Source organism: Pseudomonas sp. 58(2021) (assembly GCF_017491585.1).
In the GTDB taxonomy this organism is placed as follows: domain Bacteria; phylum Pseudomonadota; class Gammaproteobacteria; order Pseudomonadales; family Pseudomonadaceae; genus Aquipseudomonas; species Aquipseudomonas fluorescens_BT.
Genome location: NZ_JAFGYZ010000019.1, coordinates 26,371 through 49,773 on the forward strand (window position 1 = coordinate 26,371; position 23,403 = coordinate 49,773).

A 23,403-nucleotide genomic window follows, 5' to 3' on the forward strand; every position below is an offset into this window, starting at 1 on the left:
CGGATTGGCAACCCGAGGAGTAAGCACTAGAGTATGCGCGCGCAAAACGGGCTTGAGCCGTTCACACATCGTTGTCGCGTTTATTACGAGGACACCGATGCGGGCGGCATCGTGTATTACGTTAATTACCTCAAGTTTATGGAACGGGCTCGAACCGAGCGGCTCCGGGAGCTGGGCTTTGCCCAGTCGGCGCTGGCAGGTGAGGACCTGTTGTTCGTCGTGCATTCCAGCGAAGCGCGTTATCACGCGCCGGCGCGACTGGACGACGAGCTGCTGGTAAGCGCTGATGTAATCGAATTGAACCGTGCCAGCCTGCGCTTTCGACAGCAGGTCAGGCGGGCAACGGATAATGTGCTGCTCTGCGAGGGGCAGTTTCTGGTGGCCTGTGTGCGCACTAACAGTTTGAAACCCCGGGCCCTTCCCGAAGACCTGCGTGCGGCCTTTGCCGACGCGGTCGGCACGGGTACACACTCAAAGCAGGAGATAAAGCGTGGAAGCTAACGTCGTCGACCATTCCTCCATGTGGAGCCTGGTCAGCAATGCCAGCATCGTGGTGCAGTTGGTAATGTTGACTCTGGTGGCCGCATCGGTGACCTCATGGATCATGATCTTTCAGCGCAGCAATCTGATACGCGCCGGTCGACGTGCCCTCGAGAGCTTCGAGGAGCGATTCTGGTCGGGTATCGACCTGTCCAAACTGTACCGCCAGGCCGGCAGCAACCCGGATCCGGATTCGGGCGTCGAGCAGATCTTCCGTGCCGGCTTCAAGGAATTCTCCCGTCTGCGCCAGCAGCCGGGCGTCGATCCTGAAGCGGTGATGGAAGGTGTGGCCCGTGCCATGCGCGTGGCCATCTCCCGCGAGGAAGAGAAGCTCGAGCAGAGCCTGCCGTTCCTGGCCACCGTCGGTTCGGTCAGCCCGTACATCGGTCTGTTCGGTACTGTCTGGGGGATCATGAACTCCTTCCGTGGTCTGGCCAGCGCCCAGCAGGCCACCCTGGCCACCGTGGCACCCGGCATCGCCGAGGCCTTGATCGCCACCGCGATCGGTCTGTTCGCCGCGATCCCGGCCGTTATCGCTTACAACCGTTTCTCTGCCCGCAGTGAAACCTTGCTGAGCCGCTACTACACCTTCGCCGATGAGTTCCAGGCGATCCTGCACCGCAAAGTGCACACCAGCGAAGAATAAGCAGGTATTTCCCGATGGCTTTAATCACTCGAGCCCGACACAAGCGCAAGCCGGTCGCCGAGATGAACGTAGTGCCTTACATCGACGTGATGCTGGTGCTGCTGGTCATCTTCATGGTGACTGCGCCGATGCTCAATCAGGGCGTGAAGGTGGATCTGCCCAAGGTTTCCAGCGAAGCCTTGCCGCAGGACAACAACACCCAGGTGCTGACCATTTCGATCAAGGCTGACAAGACCTACTACTGGAACCTTGGCAGCGAAGTCGACACCGAGAAGCAACAGGACCGGGCCATGACCCTGCCGCAGATGACCAGCGCGGTGACCAAGATCATCGCGGCCGGTAACGATAACGGCAAGCGTACCCAGGTCTTCATCCGTGGCGACAAGTCCGTCGATTATGGCTCCGTCATGGGTGCCATGGGCGGGTTGCAGAAAGCCGGGGTCGGTAATGTTGGTTTGATCACCGAGGCCCCCTGATGCAGCAACAGCGAGAGCCGTCCGCCTCGGAAAGCTACTTCTGGCCCAGTGTCTGGGCGATTGGCTTGCACGTGCTGGTGTTCGGCATGCTGTTCGTCAGTTTCGCCATGACACCGGAGCTGCCGCCGGCCAAACCGATCGTCCAGGCGACCCTTTACCAGCTGAAATCGAAAAGTCAGGCGACCACCCAGACCAATCAGAAGATTGCGGGTGAGGCGAAGAAATCCGCCGCGCGCCAGACCGAAGTCGAGCAGATGGAGCAGAAAAAGGTCGAGCAGGAAGCGGTGAAGGCTGCGGAACAAAAGAAAGAAGAAGCGGCTCAAAAGGCCGAGGAAGCCAAGAAGGCCGATGAGGCGAAAAAAGCGGACGAGGCGAAGAAGGCTGATGAAGCCAAGAAAGCCGACGACGCGAAGAAAGCCGCCGAAGCCAAGAAGGCAGAAGAGAAACAATTGGCTGATATAGCCAAGAAGAAAGCCGAAGAAGAAGCCAAGAAGGCTGCTGAAGAAGAGGCCAAGAAAGCGGCCGCTGAAGAAGCCAAGAAGAAGATCGTCGAAGACGCGAAGAAGAAAGCTGCCGAAGACGCCAAGAAAAAAGCCGAGGCTGAAGAGGCGAAGAAGAAAGTCGCCGACGAAGCCAAGAAGAAAGCTGCTGCCGATGCTGCGAAGAAGAAAGCGCAGGACGCGGCACGCAAATCGGTCGAGGACAAGAAGGCCCAGGCTCTGGCCGACCTGCTGTCCGACAAGACCGAGCGTCAACAGGCTTTGGCGGACGAACGTGGTGACGAAACCGCAGGCAGCTTCGATGACTTGATTCGTGCGCGGGCAGCGGAAGGTTGGGCTCGTCCTCCTTCGGCACGCAAGGGCATGACGGTTGTGCTGCAGATCGGCATGTTGCCGGACGGCACGGTGACCACGGTCAGCGTGGCCAAGTCCAGTGGCGACGGTCCTTTCGATGCGTCGGCAGTGGCGGCGGTCAAGAATATTGGACGTTTGACGGAAATGCAGGGAATGAAGCCGAGCGATTTCGCTCCGTATCGTTCATTCAAGATGACATTCACACCTGAGGATCTAGCCTTGTGAGAAACCTTCTTCGAGGAATGCTGGTCGTGATCTGCTGCATGGCAGGGATCGCGATGGCGGATGAAAAGAACATTCTGGTCACCAGCGGCAGCGATCGGGCTACCCCGATCGCCGTCGTACCGTTCGGTTTCCAGGGCGGTGCCGTCCTGCCGGACGACATGGCTGAAATCATTGGCAACGATCTTCGGAACTCGGGTTATTACTCGCCGATTCCGAAACAGAACATGATCAGCCAGCCAAGCCAGCCGAGCGAAATCATCTTCCGTGACTGGAAGGCGGTCGGTGCCCAGTACATGATGGTTGGCAGCATCGTTCCAGCGGGCGGTCGCCTGCAGGTGCAGTGGGCGTTGTTCAACGTCGCTACCGAGCAGAAGGTCGCGGACGGCAGTGTTTCCGGTACCACCGAACAACTGCGTGACATGGCGCACTACATCTCCGACCAGTCGTTCGAGAAACTGACCGGTATCAAGGGTGCATTTTCGACTCGCCTGCTGTACGTGACGGCTGAACGCTTCTCCGAGAAGAACACTCGTTACACGCTGCAGCGTTCGGACTACGACGGTGCCCGTGCCGTGACCCTGTTGCAATCGCGCGAGCCTATCCTGTCGCCGCGTTTTGCACCGGATGGCAAGCGCATTGCCTATGTGTCGTTCGAGCAGAAGCGTCCACGGATCTTCATGCAGAACATCGACACCGGTCGCCGCGAGCAGATCACCAATTTCGAAGGCCTGAACGGCGCTCCGGCCTGGTCGCCGGATGGCAATCGCCTGGCGTTCGTGCTGTCGAAAGACGGTAACCCGGACATCTACGTGATGAACCTCGGTTCGCGTCAGATCACCCGAGTGACTGCAGGTCCGGGCATCAACACCGAACCGTACTGGGGCAAGGATGGCTCGACCATCTACTTCACCTCCGACCGTGGCGGCAAGCCGCAGATCTACAAGACCAGCGCCGGTGGCGGTGGTGCCGAGCGCGTGACGTTCGTGGGCAACTACAACGCCAACCCGAAGCTGTCGGCGGATGAAAAGACCCTGGTGATGATCCATCGTCAGGACGGTTTCACCAATTTCAAAGTAGCGGCTCAGGATTTGCAGCGCGGAAGTGTAAAAATCCTCACTGATAGCACTCTGGACGAGTCGCCTACTGTTGCGCCCAACGGCACCATGGTAATCTACGCCACCCGCCAGCAGGGCCGGGGAGTCTTGATGCTCGTGTCCATTAATGGACGCGTGAGGCTCCCGCTTCCTACCGCTCAAGGCGAAGTCAGAGAACCGTCCTGGTCCCCTTACCTGAACTGACGCGGCGCTTTACGTTTTACTTAACACACTGGGGTTCATTAGGAGTTTCACGATGGAAATGCTGAAGTTTGGTAAATTTGCTGCGCTGGCTCTGGCCATGGCTGTAGCTGTAGGTTGCTCGTCCAAAGGCGGCGACAACGCCGGTGAAGGCGCTGTTGATCCAAACGCTGGTTACGGCGCAAACACTGGTGCAGTTGACGGTTCCCTGAGCGAAGAAGCTGCTCTGCGCGCAATCACCACCTTCTACTTCGAATACGACAGCTCGGACCTGAAGCCAGAAGCCATGCGCGCTCTGGACGTTCACGCCAAAGACCTGAAAGCAAACGGCGCTCGCGTTGTTCTGGAAGGCAACACCGACGAACGTGGTACTCGTGAGTACAACATGGCACTGGGCGAGCGTCGTGCGAAAGCCGTTCAGCGTTACCTGGTACTGCAAGGTGTTTCCCCAGCTCAGCTGGAACTGGTTTCCTACGGCGAAGAGCGTCCAGTTGCTACCGGCAACGACGAGCAGTCCTGGGCTCAAAACCGTCGCGTCGAACTGCGTAAGTAATTCGATATGCGAACGTGCCGTCGTGCTGTAACTGTTCTGGCTCTCAGTCTCGCGCCGCTTGCGGCGTGGGCTGCGGTTCCTGTGGTCGATGACAACTCCGGTTATAACAGTAGCGGGAGCAGTTATCCGCCTGCAGGTTACGGTACGAACGGCGCCTATGCCGGGGGAGCGGCTTCGGCCCCTGCCTCGGCACAAGGCATGCTGTTCAACCAACTGCAACAAATGCAGGATCAGATATCGCGCCAGCAAGGCGTGATCGAAGAACTGCAGAATCAGGTTGCGCGCATGAAGCAGGAATCCCTGGAGCGATACCAGGATCTTGATCGGCGCATAGGATCCGGTGCTGCACCTGCCGCGACTCCTGAGAATTCTTCTGCCGGTGGCGATGCAAGTGCTGCTGCCGGTGCTGCCGCTGGAGCGGGGGGCGCTGCTGCTGCCGCCCAGGCACCAGCCGCGGGTGGTGAACCGGCTGACCCGGCCAAGGAAAAGCTGTATTACGATGCCGCCTTCGACTTGATCAAGGCCAAGGATTTCGACAAGGCCAGCCAGGCTTTTTCGGCATTCCTGCGTAAATACCCGAACAGTCAGTACGCGGGCAACGCCCAGTACTGGCTGGGCGAGGTGAACCTGGCCAAAGGCGACCTGCAAGGCGCGGGTCAGGCTTTCGCCAAGGTTTCGCAGCTGTATCCCAAGCACGCCAAGGTGCCGGACTCGCTGTACAAGCTGGCTGACGTAGAACGCCGTCTCGGCCACACCGACAAGGTCAAGGGCATTCTGCAGCAAGTGGTTTCCCAATACCCGGGGACCTCTGCTGCTCAGTTGGCCCAGCGCGATCTGCAGCGCATGTAAGTGTGTTTGACCCGTTTGGAAGAAACCCGCGCTTGTCGCGGGTTTTTTCGTTAGAATTCACGCCCTTTTATGAAACACGCTTCTGGTGATCTACGCGTTGGCGGGGTTGCCTGAAGTGCCTGACGGAGGCGGACAGCCTGTTTAGCTGTTACGCCCGTGGCGACTATGCAAGACACATTGAGAATCACCGAAGTTTTCTACTCGTTGCAGGGGGAAACGCGGACTGCCGGGCTGCCCACGGTTTTTGTGCGCCTGACCGGTTGCCCATTGCGTTGCCAATACTGCGACAGTGCCTATGCGTTCAGCGGCGGCACCATTCGTACGCTCGACGATATCTTCGAACAAGTGGCCGGGTATCGTCCGCGCTACGTCTGCGTCACTGGCGGGGAGCCGCTGGCTCAGCCCAATGCCATTCCCTTGCTCAAGCGGTTGTGTGATGCCGGTTACGAGGTCTCGCTGGAAACCAGTGGTGCCCTCGATATTTCGGCGGTCGATCCTCGGGTCAGCCGGGTTGTCGATTTGAAGACCCCTGACTCGAAGGAAGCCCATCGCAACCGTTACGAGAATATCGAACTGCTGACGCCCAACGATCAGGTGAAGTTTGTCATCTGTTCGCGGGAAGACTATGACTGGGCGGTCTCCAAACTGATCCAGTACGGTCTTGAGCGGCGGGCCGGCGAAGTGCTGTTTTCCCCGAGCCACCATGACCTTAATGCACGGGAACTGGCCGATTGGGTGGTAGCGGACAATTTGCCCGTACGCCTGCAATTGCAGCTGCACAAGTATCTGTGGAATGACGAGCCGGGGCGCTGAGATGACTGAGCAACTGAACACTACTGAAAAACGCGCGGTCATTTTGCTGTCCGGCGGCCTGGACTCGGCCACGGTCGTGGCCATGGCTCGGGCCGAAGGCTATCGCTGCTACACCATGAGCTTCGATTACGGCCAGCGCTCCCATGCCGAGTTGCATGCCGCGGCGCGCGTCGCACGCGATCTGGGAGTGGTCGAACACAAGGTGATCGGGCTGAACCTGAACGGCATGGGCGGTTCGGCCCTGACCGACAGCAGCATCGATATCCCGGAGTCGCTCGGTGACGGCATTCCGGTGACTTATGTTCCGGCGCGCAATACGGTATTCCTGTCGCTTGCCCTGGGCTGGGCTGAAGTACTCGGTGCCCGTGACATCTTCATTGGTGTCAACGCGGTGGATTACTCCGGTTACCCGGATTGTCGCCCGGAGTTCATCGAGTCGTTCGAGCGTATGGCCAATCTGGCGACCAAGGCCGGTGTCGAAGGCAATGGTTTCCGTATCCAGGCACCGTTGCAGAACCTGAGCAAGGCGCAGATTGTCCAGGCGGGTGTGAAGCTCGGGGTCGATTACGGGCTGACTGTTTCCTGCTATCAGGCGGACGATGAAGGCCGCGCCTGTGGCAAATGCGATAGCTGCCGACTGCGTGCAGAAGGCTTCGCAGCGGCCGGAATCAGCGACCCGACACGTTATTTTTGATTTTTTTCAAATTAGGTGTTGAATAGTCCTTAAAAATCAGTATTATACGCGCCACCACACAGCGGGTCGTTAGCTCAGTTGGTAGAGCAGTTGGCTTTTAACCAATTGGTCGTAGGTTCGAATCCCACACGACCCACCATTTTTGCTGTTTTAAAAGTCTGGAAGGCCCACGAAAGTGAGGATTTCCGGATTTTTTTTTGCCTGCGATTCGAGTATCCCTCCCTTCGTTTTTTCCCGCCGTGACGCAGGTCAGAATCATCTTTTGTATCAACGGGATATTCTGTAGCCTTGCGCAGCTTCAACGCTGTCCGTGCCTGATAACACTCACTCTCCCGGCGGTACCCTCAAGCGGTCCGGAGCCGGGTGTATACTCGACTTTCGCGCGAATGCGCCTGCAGGTCTTGCGAACATGACGCAGATTTCCGAACGCCTTCTGGTACAAGCCCACCTAGATGCCAAACAGCCCAAACCGCTGACGGCCGAGGAAGAGGCTTATTACCGTTCCGCCATCGCCGCCGAGCTCAAGGCTCAGGACGCGGTGCTGGTTGCCCACTTTTATTGCGATCCGATCATCCAGGCCCTCGCCGAAGAAACCGGCGGTTGCGTGTCCGATTCTCTGGAAATGGCCCGCTTCGGCAACGCCCACCCGGCCAAGACCGTGGTGGTCGCCGGCGTGAAGTTCATGGGTGAAACCGCGAAGATTCTCAACCCGGAAAAACGTGTGCTGATGCCGACCCTGGAGGCGACCTGCTCGCTGGACCTGGGTTGCCCGGTGGATGAGTTCTCGGCGTTCTGTGATCAGCATCCGGAGCGCACGGTCGTGGTGTACGCCAACACGTCGGCGGCGGTCAAGGCCCGGGCCGACTGGGTGGTGACATCGAGCTGCGCGCTGGAGATCGTCGAAAGCCTGATGGACAACGGCGAAACCATTATCTGGGGCCCGGACAAGCACCTGGGTACCTACATCCAGCGTCAGACCGGCGCCGACATGCTGCTCTGGGATGGTGCCTGCATCGTCCACGAAGAGTTCAAGTCCAAACAGCTGGAAGACATGAAAGCGCTGTACCCGGACGCCGCCATTCTGGTGCATCCGGAATCGCCGACCTCGGTGATCGAACTGGCGGACGCCGTGGGTTCTACCAGTCAGCTGATTGCCGCCGCTCAATCGCTGCCGAACAAGACCCTGATCGTGGCCACCGACCGCGGCATCTTCTACAAGATGCAGCAGTTGTGCCCGGACAAGGTCTTCATCGAGGCGCCAACCGCCGGTAACGGCGCGGCGTGCCGCAGTTGCGCACATTGCCCGTGGATGGCCATGAACACCCTTGAGCGCACGCTCAAGTGCCTGAAGGAGGGCTCGAACGAGATCTTCGTCGACCCGGCTCTCATTCCTCAGGCGATCCGCCCGCTCAAGCGCATGCTCGATTTCACCCAGGCCGCGCGCATGAAGCTGGCAGGCAACGCCTGACCTTGAGTCGTAAACGAAAACGCCCCGATTTGATCGGGGCGTTTTTGCATCTGCAGGGTTACTTTGCTTTCTTCGGGATCCGCACCAGTTGCGTATCCGAGTAGATGTCATGCCAGGCGCGCTTGCGCTTGTCGAACAGCGACCAGAAGAACCCCACCCCCAGACAGAGCCACGACGCAATCGACACCATGAACCGCAGCAGCGCCTGCCACAGGCTGATGGCGGTACCATCGGCGTTCTGCACACGGATGCCCCATACCTGCATGCCCAGCGTCTGGCCGGCGTGGGTCCAGAACTTGGCAAAGAAGCCGAACAGCACCAGCAGCAGAACGGTTGAGTACAGCGGGTCGCCGTCCAGCTTGCCGGCGTCGGTCAGCACTCGCAGGCGCTCTTCGCCGATGATCGCGGCCTGAATCATCTTGTAGATGCCGCCGGTCACGATCAGCAGGGCGGTGCACAGGAGAAAGTCGTAGAACATCGCTGCCAGGCGGCGGCCAAGGCCGACGGCGGGGAAATCGCCCTGGGGAATGAGCAGGTGTTTCGACATGGCAGCCTCTGGACGGAAAGTGAAGCGCCATTTTACGGATTCACGCGCACAAAAAAGCCCCTGATATCAATATCAGGGGCTTTTTCGTTACAGAAGATCAGGCTTCGGCGATGACTTCATCAGCCTGCATGCCTTTCTGGCCTTGTACGGCAACGAAGGTCACTTTCTGGCCTTCTTTCAGGCTCTTGAAGCCGCTGCCCTGAATGGCGCGGAAATGCACGAACAGATCCGGACCGCTTTCTGGAGTGATAAAACCAAAACCTTTCTCGTCGTTAAACCACTTGACGGTACCGCTCTGACGTGTGGACATTTCTTATTTCCTTTGACGCAAAAATTGATGACAGTCTCTTCCTCATGAAAGAGTACTGGGGCTGGTTGCAGGAGAGTAAGAAGACGTCGAACGGGATGTAGCTAACTTGTAGGCTACTGCCCAGGTCACGATTCCAAGCTGACCCATGCAAACACAGTGGACAAACTCTACGCCAACTACGGGAGGAAAAACAAGCCCTGTGAAGGCCCCGGTTTTCCTGCGCTTGCTTGCACTTAGTCGGTCCACTAGTCCGGCTTATTCGATTGGCTTGTTCAATTGTTTTCGAACGTTATAAGCCAAGTTCATATTCGAATCGAATGTAAACGGAGTGCACTGTTTTATGGCGATTGCGTTACACATTAGTGCACGCATAACGCAATCACGTTACTTATAGAAACAGTCAATCAACCGCGATAGTAGCGTTGTGGAACAAATGGCATTTTGCTTACAAGCATTTGCACCTTTTTCCCACGAACGATGGCCCAGACTGGCGTGTCCAGTGCGACATAGGCGCTGTCGAGGTAACCCATCGCCAATGGCCCGCCCAGGGTCGGACCGAAACCGCCGCTGCACACGCTGCCGATGATTTCGCCGGCTTCGTTGACGATCTCTGCTCCTTCACGGACCGGCGTGCGCTCCTGAGGCAGCAGGCCGACGCGTTTACGCGCGACGCCGTTCTGCTGCTGGCTGAAAATCTGTTCTGCCCCCGGGAAGCCGCCAGCCCGCGCACCATCGGCACGCCGTGGCTTGGAGATTGCCCACAGCAGGCTGGCTTCGATCGGCGTGGTCTCGGAGTTCATGTCGTGGCCGTACAGGCACAGGCCGGCCTCCAGGCGCAGTGAATCCCGGGCGCCAAGGCCGATGGCCGCCACTTCGGGTTCGGCCAGCAGGGCGCGAGCGAGTTTTTCTGCATCGCCTGCCGGTACCGAGATTTCGAAACCGTCTTCACCGGTGTAGCCCGAGCGGCTGACGAAGCAATTCACACCCAGCAGAGTCACTCGGGCGAACTGCATGAAAGTCATCTTCGCCACTTCCGGCGCCAGGCGCGCCAGTACGGTTACGGCCGCCGGACCTTGCAGGGCGAGCAGGGCGCGGGCTTCGAACAGCTCCGTAATGGTGCACTGATCGCCGATGTGTTGTTGCAAATGCGCGAGATCCTGATCCTTGCACGCGGCGTTGACCACCAGGAACAGTTCGTCGTTGCCGAGGTTGGCGACCATCAGGTCATCGAGAATGCCGCCGGTTTTGTTGGTGAACATCGCGTAGCGCTGCATGCCCACCGGCAGGTCAATGATGTCCACCGGCACCAGGGTTTCCAGGGCTTTGGCGGCATTGGCGCCGGTCAGGCGGATCTGGCCCATGTGCGAGACATCGAACAGCCCGGCCTGCTCACGGGTGTGCTGGTGTTCTTTCATCACGCCCAGCGGGTATTGCACCGGCATGTCGTAGCCGGCGAACGGCACCATGCGGGCGCCGAGTTCGATGTGCAGAGCGTGCAGCGGGGTTTTCGACAATTGTTCGGTGGACATGCGGAACTCCTTGATTCACACCAACCCTCTCCCGCAGGGAGAGGGGGCTAATTAACACTCGATAATGTTGACCGCCAGACCGCCACGGGCGGTCTCCTTGTATTTGCTTTTCATGTCGGCGCCGGTCTGGCGCATGGTGCGGATGACCTTGTCGAGGGAGACGAAGTGCTGCCCGTCTCCGCGCATGGCCATGCGCACGGCGTTGATCGCCTTGACCGAGCCCATGGCGTTGCGCTCAATGCACGGCACCTGAACCAGCCCGCCGATCGGATCGCAGGTCAGGCCGAGGTTGTGTTCCATGCCGATTTCGGCGGCGTTTTCCACTTGCTGCACGCTGCCACCGAGGACTTCGCACAACGCGCCGGCCGCCATCGAGCAGGCCACGCCAACCTCGCCCTGACAACCGACTTCGGCGCCGGAGATCGAGGCATTTTCCTTGTACAGAATGCCGATGGCCGCCGCGGTCAGCAGGAAGCGCACCACGCCGTCATCGTTTGCGCCGGGAATGAAGCGCATGTAGTAATGCAGCACCGCAGGGATGATCCCCGCCGCGCCATTGGTCGGTGCCGTGACCACGCGCCCGCCGTTGGCGTTTTCTTCGTTGACGGCCAGGGCGTAGAGGTTGACCCAGTCCAGCACCGACAGCGGATCGCGCAGTGACGATTCCGGGTTCTTGCACAGTTGCCGGTGCAGCGCTGCCGCCCGCCGCTTGACCTTCAGGCCACCCGGCAGAATGCCTTCGTTACGACAGCCCGCAGCCACGCAGTCCTGCATCACTTGCCAGATTTTCAGCAGGCCGGCGCGGGTTTCCGCTTCCGGGCGCCAGGCGCTTTCGTTGGTCAGCATCACCTGGCTGATCGACAGACCATAGGTGGCGCAGTGACCGAGCAAGTCCTTGGCACTTTTGAACGGGAAGGTCAGCGGGGTGGCATCTTCGACGATGCGGTCGGCACCGGCCGCGTCTTCGTCGACCACAAAGCCACCCCCGACCGAGTAGTACTCGCGGCTGCGGATCTGCAATCGCGCCGCATCGAAGGCACGGAAGATCATGCCGTTGGGGTGATAGGCCAACGGCTTGCGGATCATTGCCAGGTGTTCTTTCTCATTGAACGCGATGCTGTGTTCGCCGAGCAGGTTCAAACGCCCGCTGCCGCGAATCTGCGTGAGACGTGCGGCGACGGTTTCGGTATCCACGGTGTCCGGGTGTTCACCTTCCAGGCCCAGCAGCACGGCTTTGTCGCTGCCGTGGCCCTTGCCGGTGGCGCCGAGGGATCCATACAACTCGACCCTGATACCGGTGGTGGCCGACAACAGGTTTTCCCGGCGCAGGCCTTCGACGAAGCGCGCAGCAGCACGCATCGGGCCGACGGTGTGGGAGCTGGAGGGGCCGATGCCAATCTTGAACAGGTCGAACACGCTTAACGACATGAGTGGTTCTCCGGTTTCTTGTTATAGGAATTGGCGGAATATCAGGCTTGGTGCATTTCCTTGTGGGAGCTAGCTTGCTCCCACAAGGAGTTCTGGAAGTCGGAGCGGATAAACCGCCCCTCATTCAATCAAGCGTAGCTTTCGATCGACGGGCAGGCGCAGACCAGGTTGCGGTCGCCGAACACGTTGTCGACGCGACCGACCGGCGGCCAGTACTTGCCTTCGATCAACGACGCCACCGGGTACACCGCCTGCTCGCGGCTGTACGGGTGAGTCCACTCGCCGACCAGCTCAGCAGCGGTGTGCGGAGCGTTCTTCAGCGGGTTGTCATCCTTGTCCAGGGTGCCGTTCTCTACAGCGCGGATTTCTTCGCGGATGCGGATCATGGCGTCGCAGAAGCGGTCCAGTTCTTCCTTGGATTCACTTTCGGTCGGCTCGATCATCAGCGTGCCGGCCACCGGGAACGACATGGTCGGGGCGTGGAAACCGAAGTCGATCAGACGCTTGGCGACGTCATCGACGCTGATGCCGCTGCTGTCTTTCAGCGGGCGCAGATCGAGGATGCACTCGTGCGCCACGAGACCGTTGCTGCCGGTGTACAGCACCGGGTAGTGCTCTTCCAGGCGACGGGAAATGTAGTTGGCATTGAGGATCGCCAGTTGCGAAGCACGCTTGAGACCTGCGCCACCCATCATGCGAATGTACATCCAGGTGATTGGCAGAATGCTCGCGCTGCCGAACGGTGCTGCGCAGACCGCGCCTTCCTTGCGCTCCATATGGCCGTGGCCTGGCAGGAACGGAGTCAGGTGCGATTTCACGCCGATCGGGCCGACGCCCGGGCCGCCACCGCCATGCGGAATGCAGAAGGTCTTGTGCAGGTTCAGGTGCGAGACGTCACCGCCGAACTTGCCCGGGGCGCAGAGGCCGACCATGGCGTTCATGTTGGCGCCGTCGATGTACACCTGGCCGCCGTTGTCATGAATGATGCCGCAGATTTCGCGGATGCCTTCTTCGAACACGCCGTGGGTCGACGGGTAGGTGATCATCAGTGCGGCGAGGTGTTCGCGGTGCTCGATGGCCTTGGCGCGCAGGTCTTCGATGTCCACGTTGCCACGGGCGTCGCACGCGGTCACGACCACACGCATGCCGGCCATGTTGGCGGTCGCCGGGTTGGTGCCGTGGGCGGACGACGGGATCAGGCAGATGTCGCGACGGTCTTCGCCACGGCTCTGGTGATAGGCGCGAATTGCCAGCAGACCGGCGTACTCACCTTGGGAACCGGCGTTCGGCTGCAGCGAGATCGAGTCGTAACCGGTGGCGGCGCAGAGCATCGCTTCCAGTTCGTCGGTCAGTTGCTGGTAACCGGCGCTTTGCTCGGCCGGAGCGAACGGGTGCAGGGCACCGAATTCGGCCCAGGTCACCGGGATCATTTCGCTGGCGGCGTTGAGCTTCATGGTGCACGAGCCCAGCGGGATCATGGTGCGATCCAGTGCCAGGTCCTTGTCCGCCAGTTTGCGCAGGTAGCGCATCAGCTCGGTTTCCGAGTGATAACGGTTGAACACCGGGTGGCTGAGGATCGGCGACTGACGCACCAGCGTAGCTGGAATGGTGCTTTGTGCGGCAGCGGCCAGCGCAGCGAAATCCGGCAGGCTCTTGCCGTCGGCGAACAGGCTCCACAGGGTTTCGATGTCGGCCTGGGTGGTGGTTTCGTCCACCGACAGGCCCAGACGCTGGGCATCGATCACACGCAGATTGATCTGTTGGGCGCGAGCCTTGTCGTGCAGCGCAGCAGTTTGCGCGCCGGTGGCCAGGGTCAGGGTGTCGAAGAAACTGGCTTGCTCGACGGTCACGCCCAGTGCGCTCAGGCCCTTGGCCAGGATTGCGGTCAGGTGATGCACACGGTTGGCGATCCGGGTCAGGCCTTTCGGGCCGTGGTACACGGCGTACATGCTGGCGATGTTGGCCAGCAGCACTTGTGCGGTGCAGATGTTCGACGTGGCTTTCTCGCGGCGGATGTGTTGCTCGCGGGTCTGCATCGCCAGACGCAGGGCCGGTTTGCCGAAGCGGTCAACCGAAACACCGACCAGACGGCCCGGCATGTCGCGCTTGAACGCATCTTTAGTCGAGAAGTAAGCCGCGTGCGGGCCACCGAAGCCCAGCGGCACGCCAAAGCGTTGCGCACTGCCGATGGCCACGTCGGCGCCGAATTCACCCGGCGGAGTCAGCAGGGTCAGGGCCAGCAGGTCGGCAGCCACGGCAACCAGTGCATTGGCGGCGTGGAAGCGCTCGGTCAGTTCGCGGTAGTCGAACACATCACCGTTGCTCGCCGGGTATTGCAGCAGTGCGCCGAAGAATGGCGTCACGTCGGTCAGTTCACGTTCGTCGCCGACCACCACTTCAATGCCCAGCGGCTCGGCCCGGGTGCGCAGCACGTCGAGGGTTTGCGGGTGGCTGTGGATCGAGGCGAAGAACTGGTGGCTGCCCTTGTTCTTGCTCAGGCGTTTGCAGAAGGTCATGGCTTCGGCAGCGGCGGTGGCTTCGTCGAGCAGGGAAGCGTTGGCGATCGGCAGGCCGGTGAGGTCGCTGATCAGGGTCTGGAAGTTCAGCAGCGCTTCAAGACGGCCCTGGGAAATTTCCGGCTGGTACGGGGTGTAGGCGGTGTACCAGGCCGGGTTTTCCAGCAGGTTGCGCAGGATCGGCGACGGCGTGTGGCAGTTGTAGTAGCCCTGGCCGATGTAGGTCTTGAACAGCTGGTTCTTGCCGGCGATGCCTTTGATCATCGCCAGGGCATCGGCTTCGCTCAGGCCGTCTTCGAGGCCGAGCACGCTGGTGCCCTTGATGCTTTCCGGGATGACGCTGGCGCTCAGAGCTTCGAGCGAGTCGAAACCGAGGCTGTTGAGCATGGCTTGCTCGTCACCGGCGCGCGGGCCGATGTGACGGGCGATGAATTCGTTGGCGGTGCCGAGATTTACTTGGGTCATGTCAGGTTCCTCAGGCTTCGGCTTGGGCTTTGATCAGGCGGTCGTAGGCGTCCTGATCCAGCAGCTTGGCGACGGCGGAAGCGTCGGATGGCTTGAAGCGGAAGAACCAGCCTTCACCCAGCGGATCTTCGTTGACCAGTTCAGGGGCATCTTCCAGCGCCGGGTTCACTGCCAGCACTTCACCGTCCAGTGGCATGTACACGCCACTGGCGGCTTTTACCGATTCCACGGTGGCGGCTTCGGCGCCTTTCTCGTACGCCTGCAATTCAGGCAGTTGCACGAACACCACGTCGCCCAGGGCGTTCTGCGCGAAAGCGGTGATGCCAACGGTGACAGAACCATCGGCTTCGGCGCGCAGCCATTCGTGATCTTCAGTAAAACGCAACTCGCTCATGGAATCTCCTAGGGGCCAGACTCGTCTGGTGGACGCGGTGGAATACGCGGGCGGCAATGCCCTGATTTTATGAACGGTTACTTAGCAAGAACGCGGCCAATGTAAAAATATCGTTATAAATCAATGGCTTGATTGATTGGTGGGCGAGTGCGATCACGTTGGCTGTAGCGAAATCGCTACAGCGTGAGGCGAAGAAAAAAGCTGAACCGGATCAAAGCCTTGCACAGCGGTGATTCGAGGAGGCTGTATCGATATCGTTCCGCTGTAGCGCTTTCAGTACAGATGGAGGTCGCTTTTGAACGGATTTCGAATCCGCCACATACCCTGTGGGAGCGAGTCCGGTTCAGGGTTTGTTGGGGATGCCGTATTTGCGCAGTCGATGCGCGATGGCGGTGTGCGAGGTCTGCAGGCGGCTGGCCAGTTGGCGGGTCGAGGGGTAGCTGACGTAGAGTTTTTCCAGCAGCGATTTCTCGAAGGCTTCCACGGCTTCTTCCAGACTGTCGACGTCGGTGTCGGTCTGGCGTGCCACCGAGGTGCCGGCGATGTCGAGATCTCCGATGTCCACCAGGCTGCTTTCGCAGATCGCGGCGGCGCGGAAGATCACGTTCTGCAATTGCCGCACGTTGCCCGGCCAGCGGTTGCCGAGCAGCGCCGGGTAAGTGCCCGGGGCGAGGCGGCAGACCGGGCGCTGGATCTGCGCGCAGGCCTGCTGCATGAAATAGCGGGCCAGCAGCAGAATGTCCTGACCGCGTTCGCGTAACGGCGGCACTTCGACGTTGAGCACGTTGAGGCGGTAGAACAGGTCTTCGCGAAACAGGCCTTCGCTGACCATTTTTTCCAGATCGCGGTGGGTGGCGCTGAGGATCCGCACGTTGACCTTCACCTCACGATCGCCACCGACCCGACGGAAGCTGCCGTCGTTGAGGAATCGCAGCAACTTGGCCTGCAAGTACGGCGACATCTCGCCGATCTCGTCGAGAAACACCGTGCCCTGGTTGGCCAGCTCCATCAGCCCCGGTTTGCCGCCCCGTTGTGCACCGGTGAAGGCGCCGGGGGCGTAGCCGAACAGCTCGCTCTCGGCGAGGTTCTCCGGCAGGGCCGCGCAGTTCAGCGCCAGGAAGGGCGCGTTGTGCCGGGCGCTGATGGCGTGACAGGCGCGGGCCACCAGTTCCTTGCCGGTACCGGTTTCGCCCTGGATCAGCAGTGGTGCGTCGAGGGCCGCGACGCGCTGGGCGCGGGCCTTGAGGGTGCGGATCGGCGGCGACTCACCGAGCAACGCATCGAAACCTTCGGCATGGTCGTGATGCAGTGCCGAGAGTTGTTCGCCGATGCGGTTCGGTTGATACAGCGTCAGCAGGGCGCCGGCGTCGGTGATCGGCGTGGCGTCCAGCAACAGGGTCTGGCCGTTGACGGTGATTTCCCGCAGCGGCAGGCGGAAGCCCTGTTCGAGCAGGGTTTCGAGCAGGCCCGGATCGTTGAACAGTTCCGACACGCTTTCGCCCGCCGGCTCGCGACCGTACAAGGCGATCAGCGCCGGGTTGGCCAGCAGCACCTTGCCGGCGCTGTCGAGTGCCAGCACCGGGTCGGTCATCGCCGCGAGCAATGCATCGAGCTGCAAGTGCCGGCGCTGACCGGGGAGGATGTCGACCACGGTCACTGCTTCTACACCACGCACGCGAAACAGCGCATCCTTCAGTTCTTCGAGCACTTGCGGGCTCAAGGTCGGGGCGTCGATGTAGACGTTGGGCGGGATCATCTCCACCGCATCCAGATTGAGATTACGCCCGCCGAGGATAGCCAGGACTTCCTGGGTGATGCCGACGCGGTCGATGAAGCTGACGTGGATACGCATGGGGCGGTTCTGGGTTCTGGAGTGCGGAGGGGGGCAAGTATGCCTTGATGGGGGACTGGGGTGAAATCTTGAGAATGGCGTCGTGCTCGAAATCCACCCCTCACCCCAGCCCTCTCCCGGAGGGAGAGGGAGCTGACCGAGGTGTCTGAGGTTTGACATCGACCTGAAAGAACCAGTCGATTATGGATTCGGTAGAGCAGGTTCAGGTCGGTGTAACTCTGAAATATCCCCGGATCAGTCCCCTCTCCCTCTGGGAGAGGGCTAGGGTGAGGGGGTCTTTGGGGGTCACTCGAAATGCTCGGGATTGACCGGATCCCCGGATTGCATATTCAACTGCTTGCGGATGTCTTCAAACATCAGGTCGTAATGCTTGTGCACCGAGCCGATCTGGCTGTGGGCCTTGGGAATCCCGTACTTCTCGGCGATCTGCGTCACGTTGCGAGCGAAGTTGTAGGCTTCCTCCTTGGGCAGAAAGAACGGCTCGTTGACCTCTTTGCCCTGCATGCTGCCATGCAGGGTGAACTGTATCCCTTTGCCTTTCTGGGGATCGGTGAACACTTCATAGTCGAGGTGCACGTTGTAATTGACGTCGTCGTCAGTTAACGCGTGGCGCTCGATGTGCAAGCGGCCGGGTTCGAACTGGGCCATGGTTTTCTCCTTTCAAGGCATGGGAGAAGGGCAGACCTGAGATCTGCCCCCGGAGTTTCTTGTTATCGGTAGGTGATGCCTGGCGCTGCCGTGCTGACCCGTGTACCGGCGGTGCCCTGGACGATGGCTTCGATGTCCGAGAGCGAACCGATCACCGCGACCTTGCCAGTATGGCGCGCAAATTCACAGGCTGCCTGCACCTTGGGCCCCATGGAACCGGCGGCGAAACCCAGGCGTTCGAGTTCGTCCGGGTGGGCCTGGGCGATGGCTTTCTGGGTTGGTTTCTTGAAGTCGATGTACGCCGCGTTGACGTCGGTGGCGATCACCAGCAAGTCCGCTTCCAGCTGTTCGGCCAGCAGCGCCGAGCACAGGTCCTTGTCGATCACCGCTTCGATGCCTTTGAGATTGCGGTTCTCGTCGTACATGGTCGGGATGCCGCCACCGCCGGCGCAAATCACGATGCTGCCCTTGTCCAGCAGCCACTTTATCGGGCGGATCTCGAAGATGCGTTTCGGCCGGGGGCTGGCCACCACGCGGCGGAACTTGTCGCCGTCCGGGGCAATCGCCCAGCCTTTTTCGGCGGCGAGTTTTTCGGCTTCGGCTTTCTCGTAGACCGGGCCGATGGGTTTGCTCGGGTTCTGGAACGCCGGGTCCTTGGCATCGACTTCAACCTGGGTCAGCAGGGTGGCGAACGGCACCTCGAAGTCCAGCAGATTGCCCAGTTCCTGTTCGATGATGTAGCCGATCATGCCTTCGGTTTCGGCACCGAGCACGTCCAGCGGGTAAGGGGTGACGGAGGTGTAGGCCGCTGCCTGCAACGACAGCAGGCCGACTTGCGGGCCATTGCCGTGGGCGATGACCAGTTGATTGCCGGGATGAATCTTGGCGATTTGCTCGGTGGCGATGCGGATGTTGGCGCGCTGGTTGTCAGCGGTCATCGGCTCGCCACGGCGGAGCAGGGCGTTACCGCCCAAGGCTACGACGATACGCATGGTGCTTGTCCTTCTTGTACAGAGGAATGGCAAACGACTCGTGTCCATGTTTGAAACCAGGATCCCTTGTGGGAGCGGGCTTGCTCGCGAAGGCGTCAGATCAGTCGACATCACTGTTGAATGACACTCCGCTTTCGCGAGCAAGCCCGCTCCCACATGGGGAGGCGGTTCCCTCAGTGGGTTACAGATCAGCCAGGGTCGATACCAGAATCGCCTTGATGGTGTGCATGCGGTTTTCCGCTTGCTCGAAGGCGATGCAGGCAGGCGACTCGAACACGTCGTCGGTCACTTCGATGCCGTTGGCCAGGTGCGGATACTGTTCGGCGATCTGTTTGCCGACCTTGGTATCGCTGTTGTGGAACGCCGGCAGGCAGTGCATGAACTTGGTGCGCGGGTTGCCGGTGGCTTTCATCAGCTCGGCGTTGACCTGATACGGCAGCAGTTGCTGGATACGCTCGGCCCAGGCTTCCACCGGCTCGCCCATCGATACCCAGACGTCGGTGTGGATGAAATCGACGCCCTTGACGGCGGCTTTCGGGTCTTCGGTCAGGGTGATGCGGGCACCGCTTTCTTCCGCGTATTTCTTGCAGCGCTGCACCAGGTCATCGTGGGGCCACAGGGCTTTCGGTGCGCAGATGCGCACGTCCATGCCGAGTTTGGCGCCGACCAGCAGCAGCGAGTTGCCCATGTTGTTGCGCGCATCGCCCAGGTAGGCGTAGCTGATCTCGTGGATCGGCTTGTCGGCGTGCTCACGCATGGTCAGCACGTCGGCGATCATCTGGGTCGGGTGATATTCATCGGTCAGGCCGTTGAACACCGGCACGCCGGCAAACTTGGCCAGTTCTTCGACGATTTCCTGCTTGAAGCCACGGTACTCGATGGCGTCGTACATGCGACCCAGCACCCGGGCTGTGTCCTTCATGCTTTCCTTGTGGCCGATCTGCGAGGAATTCGGATCGATGTAGGTAACGTTGGCGCCCTGGTCATAAGCGGCGACTTCGAACGCGCAGCGGGTACGGGTCGAGGTTTTTTCGAAGATCAGGGCGATGTTGTTGCCCTTCAGGTGCTGTTGCTCGGTGCCGGTGTACTTGGCGCGTTTAAGGTCGCGGGACAGGTCGAGCAGGTAACGCAGCTCACGTGGGGTGTGGTGTTCCAGGCTGAGCAGGTTACGGTTGTGGATGTTGAACGCCATGATGATTCTCCTTGGATTCGGTAATCGGCCCGGCCGCTACAGGGTGAGTGCGGCCGGGGAGATGGTCGTTTAGTAATCGATTGGGTCGCGGATGATCGGGCAGGTCATGCAGTGGCCGCCGCCACGGCCACGGCCCAGTTCGCCGGCGCTGATGGTGATGACCTCCACGCCTGCCTTGCGCAGCAGGGTGTTGGTGTAGGTGTTGCGGTCGTAGCCGATGACCACGCCCGGTTCCACGGCCACCACGTTGTTGCCGTCGTCCCATTGCTCGCGTTCGGCGGCGAAGCTGTTGCCGCCGGTTTCGACGACGCGCAGCTTCGGTAGGTTGAGGGCTTGGGCCACGACGTCGAGGAACGTGCCTTCTTCGCGACGGATGTCGATGCCGCCCTGTTTGCTTTCGTCAGGGCGCAGGGTGAAGGCGACAATCTGATTCACCACTTCCGGGAAGATCGTGACGAGGTCGCGGTCGCAGAAGCTGAACACGGTGTCCAGGTGCATCGCCGCGCGGGACTTCGGCAGGCCGGCGACGATGACTTTTTCCACGGCCTTGTTCTTGAACAGATTCAGCGCCAGTTGGCCGATGGCCTGCCGCGACGAGCGCTCGCCCATACCGATCAGCACCACGCCGTTGCCGATCGGCATCACGTCGCCGCCTTCGAGGGTCGAGCTGCCGTGATCCTTGTCCGGGTCGCCGTACCAGATCTCGAAATCGGCGTTGGTGAATTGCGGATGGAATTTGTAGATGGCGGTGGTCAGCAGGGTTTCCTGACGACGGGCCGGCCAGTACATCGGGTTCAGCGTCACGCCACCGTAAATCCAGCAGGTGGTATCGCGGGTGAACTGGGTGTTCGGCAGCGGCGGCAGAATGAAGCTGGAGTGGCCGAGGAAGTCGCGGAACATCTGGATGGTCTTGCCACCGAAGCTGTCCGGCAGGTCGTCGGCGGACACGCCGCCGATCAGGAATTCGGCGATGTGTCGCGGCTCCAGGCTTTTCAGCCAGGATTTGACTTCGTTGATCAGGCCCAGGCCCACCGAATCGGCGGTGACCTTGCGATCGAGGATCCAGTCCAGTGCTTCGGGGTTGCCGACGATGTCGGTCAGCAGGTTGTGCATTTCCAGCACGTCGATCCCGCGCTCACGCATCTTGGTCACGAAGTCGAAGTGGTCGCGCTTGGCCTGAGCGACCCACAGCACGTCGTCGAACAGCAGTTCATCGCAGTTGTTCGGGGTCAGCCGCTGATGGGCCAGACCTGGGGAGCAGACCATGACTTTGCGCAGTTTGCCGGCTTCGGAATGGACGCCGTACTTAACTTTTTCCGTGGTCATTTCAGTGATCCTCCAGAGATAAAACGTTTGGCAATTACAGAGTCAGGAAGCCGTCGTAGAGACCGTAGGCCGCCACCAGGGCACCCACGATCACTGCGGCGAAAATCAGCTTCTCGACGTTGGTGAAAACCGGTTGTTTGAGTTCGAGCTTGGCCTTGGCGAACAGGATCGCGCCGGGCGCATAGAGCAGGGCCGAGAGCAGCAGGTACTTCACGCCACCGGCGTAGAGCAGCCACACGGCGTAGATCAGGGCGATGGCGCCGATGATCAGATCCTTGCGCCGTTCGGCTGCGAAGCCTTCATAGCTTTCGCCGCGCACCGCCAGCAGCAGGGCGTAGGCCGCCGACCACAGGTACGGCACCAGAATCATCGACGTGGCGAGGTAGATCAGCGACAGGTAAGTGCTGGCCGAGAACAGGGTGATGACCAGGAACAGCTGCACCATCGCGTTGGTCAGCCACAGGGCGTTGGCCGGTACGTGGTTGGCGTTCTCCTTGCGCAGGAACTCCGGCATGGTGTGGTCCTTGGCGGCGGCGAACATGATCTCCGCGCACAGCAGCACCCACGACAGCAGTGCCCCCAGCAGCGAGATGATCAGGCCGACGCTGATCAGCACCGCACCCCAGTGACCGACCACGTGTTCCAGCACGGCGGCCATCGACGGGTTCTGCAGTTTGGCCAGTTCCGGCTGGGTCATGATGCCCAGCGACAGCACGTTCACCAGCACCAGGAACAGCAGCACGGTGATGAAACCGATCACGGTGGCTTTACCGACGTCCGAACGTTTTTCCGCCCGGGCCGAGAAGATGCTCGCGCCTTCGATGCCGATGAACACCCACACGGTGACCAGCATCATGTTGCGCACCTGGTTCATCACGCTGCCCAGGTCCGGGTTTTTCAGGCCCCAGATGTCGGCGGTGAAGATGTCCAGTTTGAAGGCGAAGAGTGCGATCAGTACGAACAGCAACAGTGGCACGACCTTGGCGACGGTGGTCACCAGGTTGATGAACGCCGCTTCCTTGATCCCGCGCAACACCAGGAAGTGCACGCCCCACAGCAGGACCGAGGCGCCGATCACTGCAGCAACAGTGTTGCCTTCCCCAAAAACCGGAAAGAAATACCCGAGGGTGCTGAACAGCAGAACGAAGTACCCCACGTTGCCCAGCCAGGCACTGATCCAGTAGCCCCAGGCCGAAGAGAAACCCATGTAATCGCCGAAACCGGCCTTGGCATAGGCGTAGACACCGCCGTCCAGGTCAGGCTTGCGATTGGCGAGGGTTTGAAAGACGAAAGCGAGGGTGAGCATGCCGACTGCGGTGATGGCCCAGCCAATCAGTACCGCGCCGACGTCGGCACTGGCGGCCATGTTTTGTGGCAAAGAGAATATTCCACCACCGATCATTGAGCCGACTACCAATGCAACCAGTGCACCTAGTCGTAGTTTTCCGGGAGCTTCAGACATTGCATGACTCCATTGCAGGAGAGAAGAGTTCACAGCGTAGATCTGTTGGCTTTTCAAACAGCTGACTTAGATCAGTGCATGCTCACATTCCATTGTTAATGAATGACTTATGAAGCGAGTGAAGGCATAAAGCTATTGTCTGGAAGGCCCGTCATAGAAGCCTTTGGTCGATATTGTTGGGAATGGATCCTATTGCTTTCGAGTTATGACGCTAGTTGCTTTTCGGGTTTTGGCAAATTTTTCACATCTGTTTTCAATACAGAATCGATTTATCAGGATCAGCGCACGGAACTGTCTGAATGTGCTAGGCGTTAGCGTCATCGGCTATA

Annotated in this window: 22 protein-coding genes and 1 tRNA gene; 11 read left to right on the forward strand and 12 right to left on the reverse strand. The window is 60.1% G+C overall.

Annotation, left to right across the window (positions count from 1 at the left end; genetic code table 11):
* The first annotated feature begins 33 nt into the window (after positions 1 to 33).
* The 11 genes from ybgC to nadA all read left to right on the forward strand — a co-directional run bounded on the left by ybgC (position 34) and on the right by nadA (position 8,413).
* Positions 34 to 501 carry a tol-pal system-associated acyl-CoA thioesterase gene (gene ybgC / locus J5M72_RS21035; RefSeq protein ID WP_207866971.1) on the forward strand — a complete coding sequence of 156 codons (468 nt, stop codon included), beginning with the start codon at positions 34 to 36 and terminating at the stop codon, positions 499 to 501.
* Entirely contained in the window at positions 491 to 1,186 is a 696-nt protein-coding gene (gene tolQ / locus J5M72_RS21040; protein WP_039766018.1) for a protein TolQ, read from the forward strand. Before ybgC ends, tolQ begins: the two co-directional genes overlap by 11 nt.
* A 23-nt stretch (positions 1,187 to 1,209) precedes the next feature.
* Positions 1,210 to 1,662 carry a protein TolR gene (gene tolR, locus J5M72_RS21045; RefSeq protein ID WP_169432690.1) on the forward strand — a complete coding sequence of 151 codons (453 nt, stop codon included), beginning with the start codon at positions 1,210 to 1,212 and terminating at the stop codon, positions 1,660 to 1,662.
* Positions 1,662 to 2,741, forward strand: coding sequence for a cell envelope integrity protein TolA (gene tolA, locus J5M72_RS21050; RefSeq protein ID WP_169431624.1), 1,080 nt, complete (start codon positions 1,662 to 1,664; stop codon positions 2,739 to 2,741). Before tolR ends, tolA begins: the two co-directional genes overlap by 1 nt.
* 17 nt (positions 2,742 to 2,758) lie before the next feature.
* Entirely contained in the window at positions 2,759 to 4,039 is a 1,281-nt protein-coding gene (tolB, locus tag J5M72_RS21055; RefSeq protein WP_166742344.1) for a Tol-Pal system beta propeller repeat protein TolB, read from the forward strand.
* 52 nt (positions 4,040 to 4,091) lie between these two features.
* On the forward strand, positions 4,092 to 4,589 hold the full coding sequence (gene pal / locus J5M72_RS21060) for a peptidoglycan-associated lipoprotein Pal (RefSeq protein WP_003178634.1): 498 nt from the start codon (positions 4,092 to 4,094) through the stop codon (positions 4,587 to 4,589).
* A 6-nt stretch (positions 4,590 to 4,595) separates the two neighbouring features.
* On the forward strand, positions 4,596 to 5,438 hold the full coding sequence (ybgF, locus tag J5M72_RS21065) for a tol-pal system protein YbgF (protein ID WP_207866972.1): 843 nt from the start codon (positions 4,596 to 4,598) through the stop codon (positions 5,436 to 5,438).
* A gap of 165 nt (positions 5,439 to 5,603) precedes the next feature.
* Positions 5,604 to 6,251, forward strand: coding sequence for a 7-carboxy-7-deazaguanine synthase QueE (gene queE, locus J5M72_RS21070; protein WP_207866973.1), 648 nt, complete (start codon positions 5,604 to 5,606; stop codon positions 6,249 to 6,251).
* Position 6,252: 1 nt separating this feature from the next.
* Complete coding sequence (queC, locus tag J5M72_RS21075; protein ID WP_169431621.1) at positions 6,253 to 6,945, forward strand: 7-cyano-7-deazaguanine synthase QueC; 693 nt, start codon at positions 6,253 to 6,255, stop codon at positions 6,943 to 6,945.
* Between the two features lie 63 nt (positions 6,946 to 7,008).
* Positions 7,009 to 7,084 (forward strand) — tRNA-Lys (locus J5M72_RS21080).
* A gap of 270 nt (positions 7,085 to 7,354) precedes the next feature.
* Entirely contained in the window at positions 7,355 to 8,413 is a 1,059-nt protein-coding gene (gene nadA, locus J5M72_RS21085; protein WP_039766022.1) for a quinolinate synthase NadA, read from the forward strand.
* A 58-nt stretch (positions 8,414 to 8,471) separates the two neighbouring features.
* On the opposite strand, the gene J5M72_RS21090 is transcribed toward nadA, so the two are convergent.
* The 12 genes from J5M72_RS21090 to arcD form a co-directional block, all read right to left on the reverse strand.
* Positions 8,472 to 8,960, reverse strand: coding sequence for an RDD family protein (locus J5M72_RS21090; RefSeq protein ID WP_102621276.1), 489 nt, complete (start codon positions 8,958 to 8,960; stop codon positions 8,472 to 8,474).
* Positions 8,961 to 9,057: 97 nt separating this feature from the next.
* The gene (locus tag J5M72_RS21095) at positions 9,058 to 9,270 is read right to left on the reverse strand and encodes a cold-shock protein (RefSeq protein ID WP_065258514.1); all 213 of its coding nucleotides are present in this window, start codon (positions 9,268 to 9,270) and stop codon (positions 9,058 to 9,060) included.
* Positions 9,271 to 9,674: 404 nt separating this feature from the next.
* Positions 9,675 to 10,799 (reverse strand): glycine cleavage system aminomethyltransferase GcvT, encoded by a 1,125-nt coding sequence (gene gcvT / locus J5M72_RS21100; RefSeq protein WP_207866974.1) that lies wholly within the window; start codon positions 10,797 to 10,799, stop codon positions 9,675 to 9,677.
* Between the two features lie 51 nt (positions 10,800 to 10,850).
* The gene (locus J5M72_RS21105; RefSeq protein ID WP_207866975.1) at positions 10,851 to 12,227 is read right to left on the reverse strand and encodes an L-serine ammonia-lyase; all 1,377 of its coding nucleotides are present in this window, start codon (positions 12,225 to 12,227) and stop codon (positions 10,851 to 10,853) included.
* A 128-nt stretch (positions 12,228 to 12,355) separates the two neighbouring features.
* Entirely contained in the window at positions 12,356 to 15,208 is a 2,853-nt protein-coding gene (gene gcvP / locus J5M72_RS21110) for an aminomethyl-transferring glycine dehydrogenase (RefSeq protein ID WP_207866976.1), read from the reverse strand.
* A gap of 10 nt (positions 15,209 to 15,218) precedes the next feature.
* Positions 15,219 to 15,602 carry a glycine cleavage system protein GcvH gene (gene gcvH / locus J5M72_RS21115; protein WP_085709634.1) on the reverse strand — a complete coding sequence of 128 codons (384 nt, stop codon included), beginning with the start codon at positions 15,600 to 15,602 and terminating at the stop codon, positions 15,219 to 15,221.
* A gap of 343 nt (positions 15,603 to 15,945) precedes the next feature.
* Complete coding sequence (locus J5M72_RS21120; RefSeq protein WP_064598978.1) at positions 15,946 to 17,454, reverse strand: sigma-54-dependent transcriptional regulator; 1,509 nt, start codon at positions 17,452 to 17,454, stop codon at positions 15,946 to 15,948.
* A 285-nt stretch (positions 17,455 to 17,739) separates the two neighbouring features.
* Positions 17,740 to 18,102 carry a DUF5064 family protein gene (locus J5M72_RS21125; protein ID WP_207866977.1) on the reverse strand — a complete coding sequence of 121 codons (363 nt, stop codon included), beginning with the start codon at positions 18,100 to 18,102 and terminating at the stop codon, positions 17,740 to 17,742.
* Positions 18,103 to 18,164: 62 nt separating this feature from the next.
* Complete coding sequence (arcC, locus tag J5M72_RS21130; protein WP_207866978.1) at positions 18,165 to 19,094, reverse strand: carbamate kinase; 930 nt, start codon at positions 19,092 to 19,094, stop codon at positions 18,165 to 18,167.
* A gap of 181 nt (positions 19,095 to 19,275) precedes the next feature.
* On the reverse strand, positions 19,276 to 20,286 hold the full coding sequence (locus J5M72_RS21135; RefSeq protein ID WP_169431613.1) for an ornithine carbamoyltransferase: 1,011 nt from the start codon (positions 20,284 to 20,286) through the stop codon (positions 19,276 to 19,278).
* A 69-nt stretch (positions 20,287 to 20,355) separates the two neighbouring features.
* On the reverse strand, positions 20,356 to 21,612 hold the full coding sequence (gene arcA, locus J5M72_RS21140) for an arginine deiminase (protein WP_169431612.1): 1,257 nt from the start codon (positions 21,610 to 21,612) through the stop codon (positions 20,356 to 20,358).
* Positions 21,613 to 21,646: 34 nt separating this feature from the next.
* Positions 21,647 to 23,074, reverse strand: a complete 1,428-nt coding sequence (gene arcD / locus J5M72_RS21145; RefSeq protein WP_169431611.1) for an arginine-ornithine antiporter — start codon at positions 23,072 to 23,074, stop codon at positions 21,647 to 21,649.
* Positions 23,075 to 23,403 lie beyond the last annotated feature (329 nt).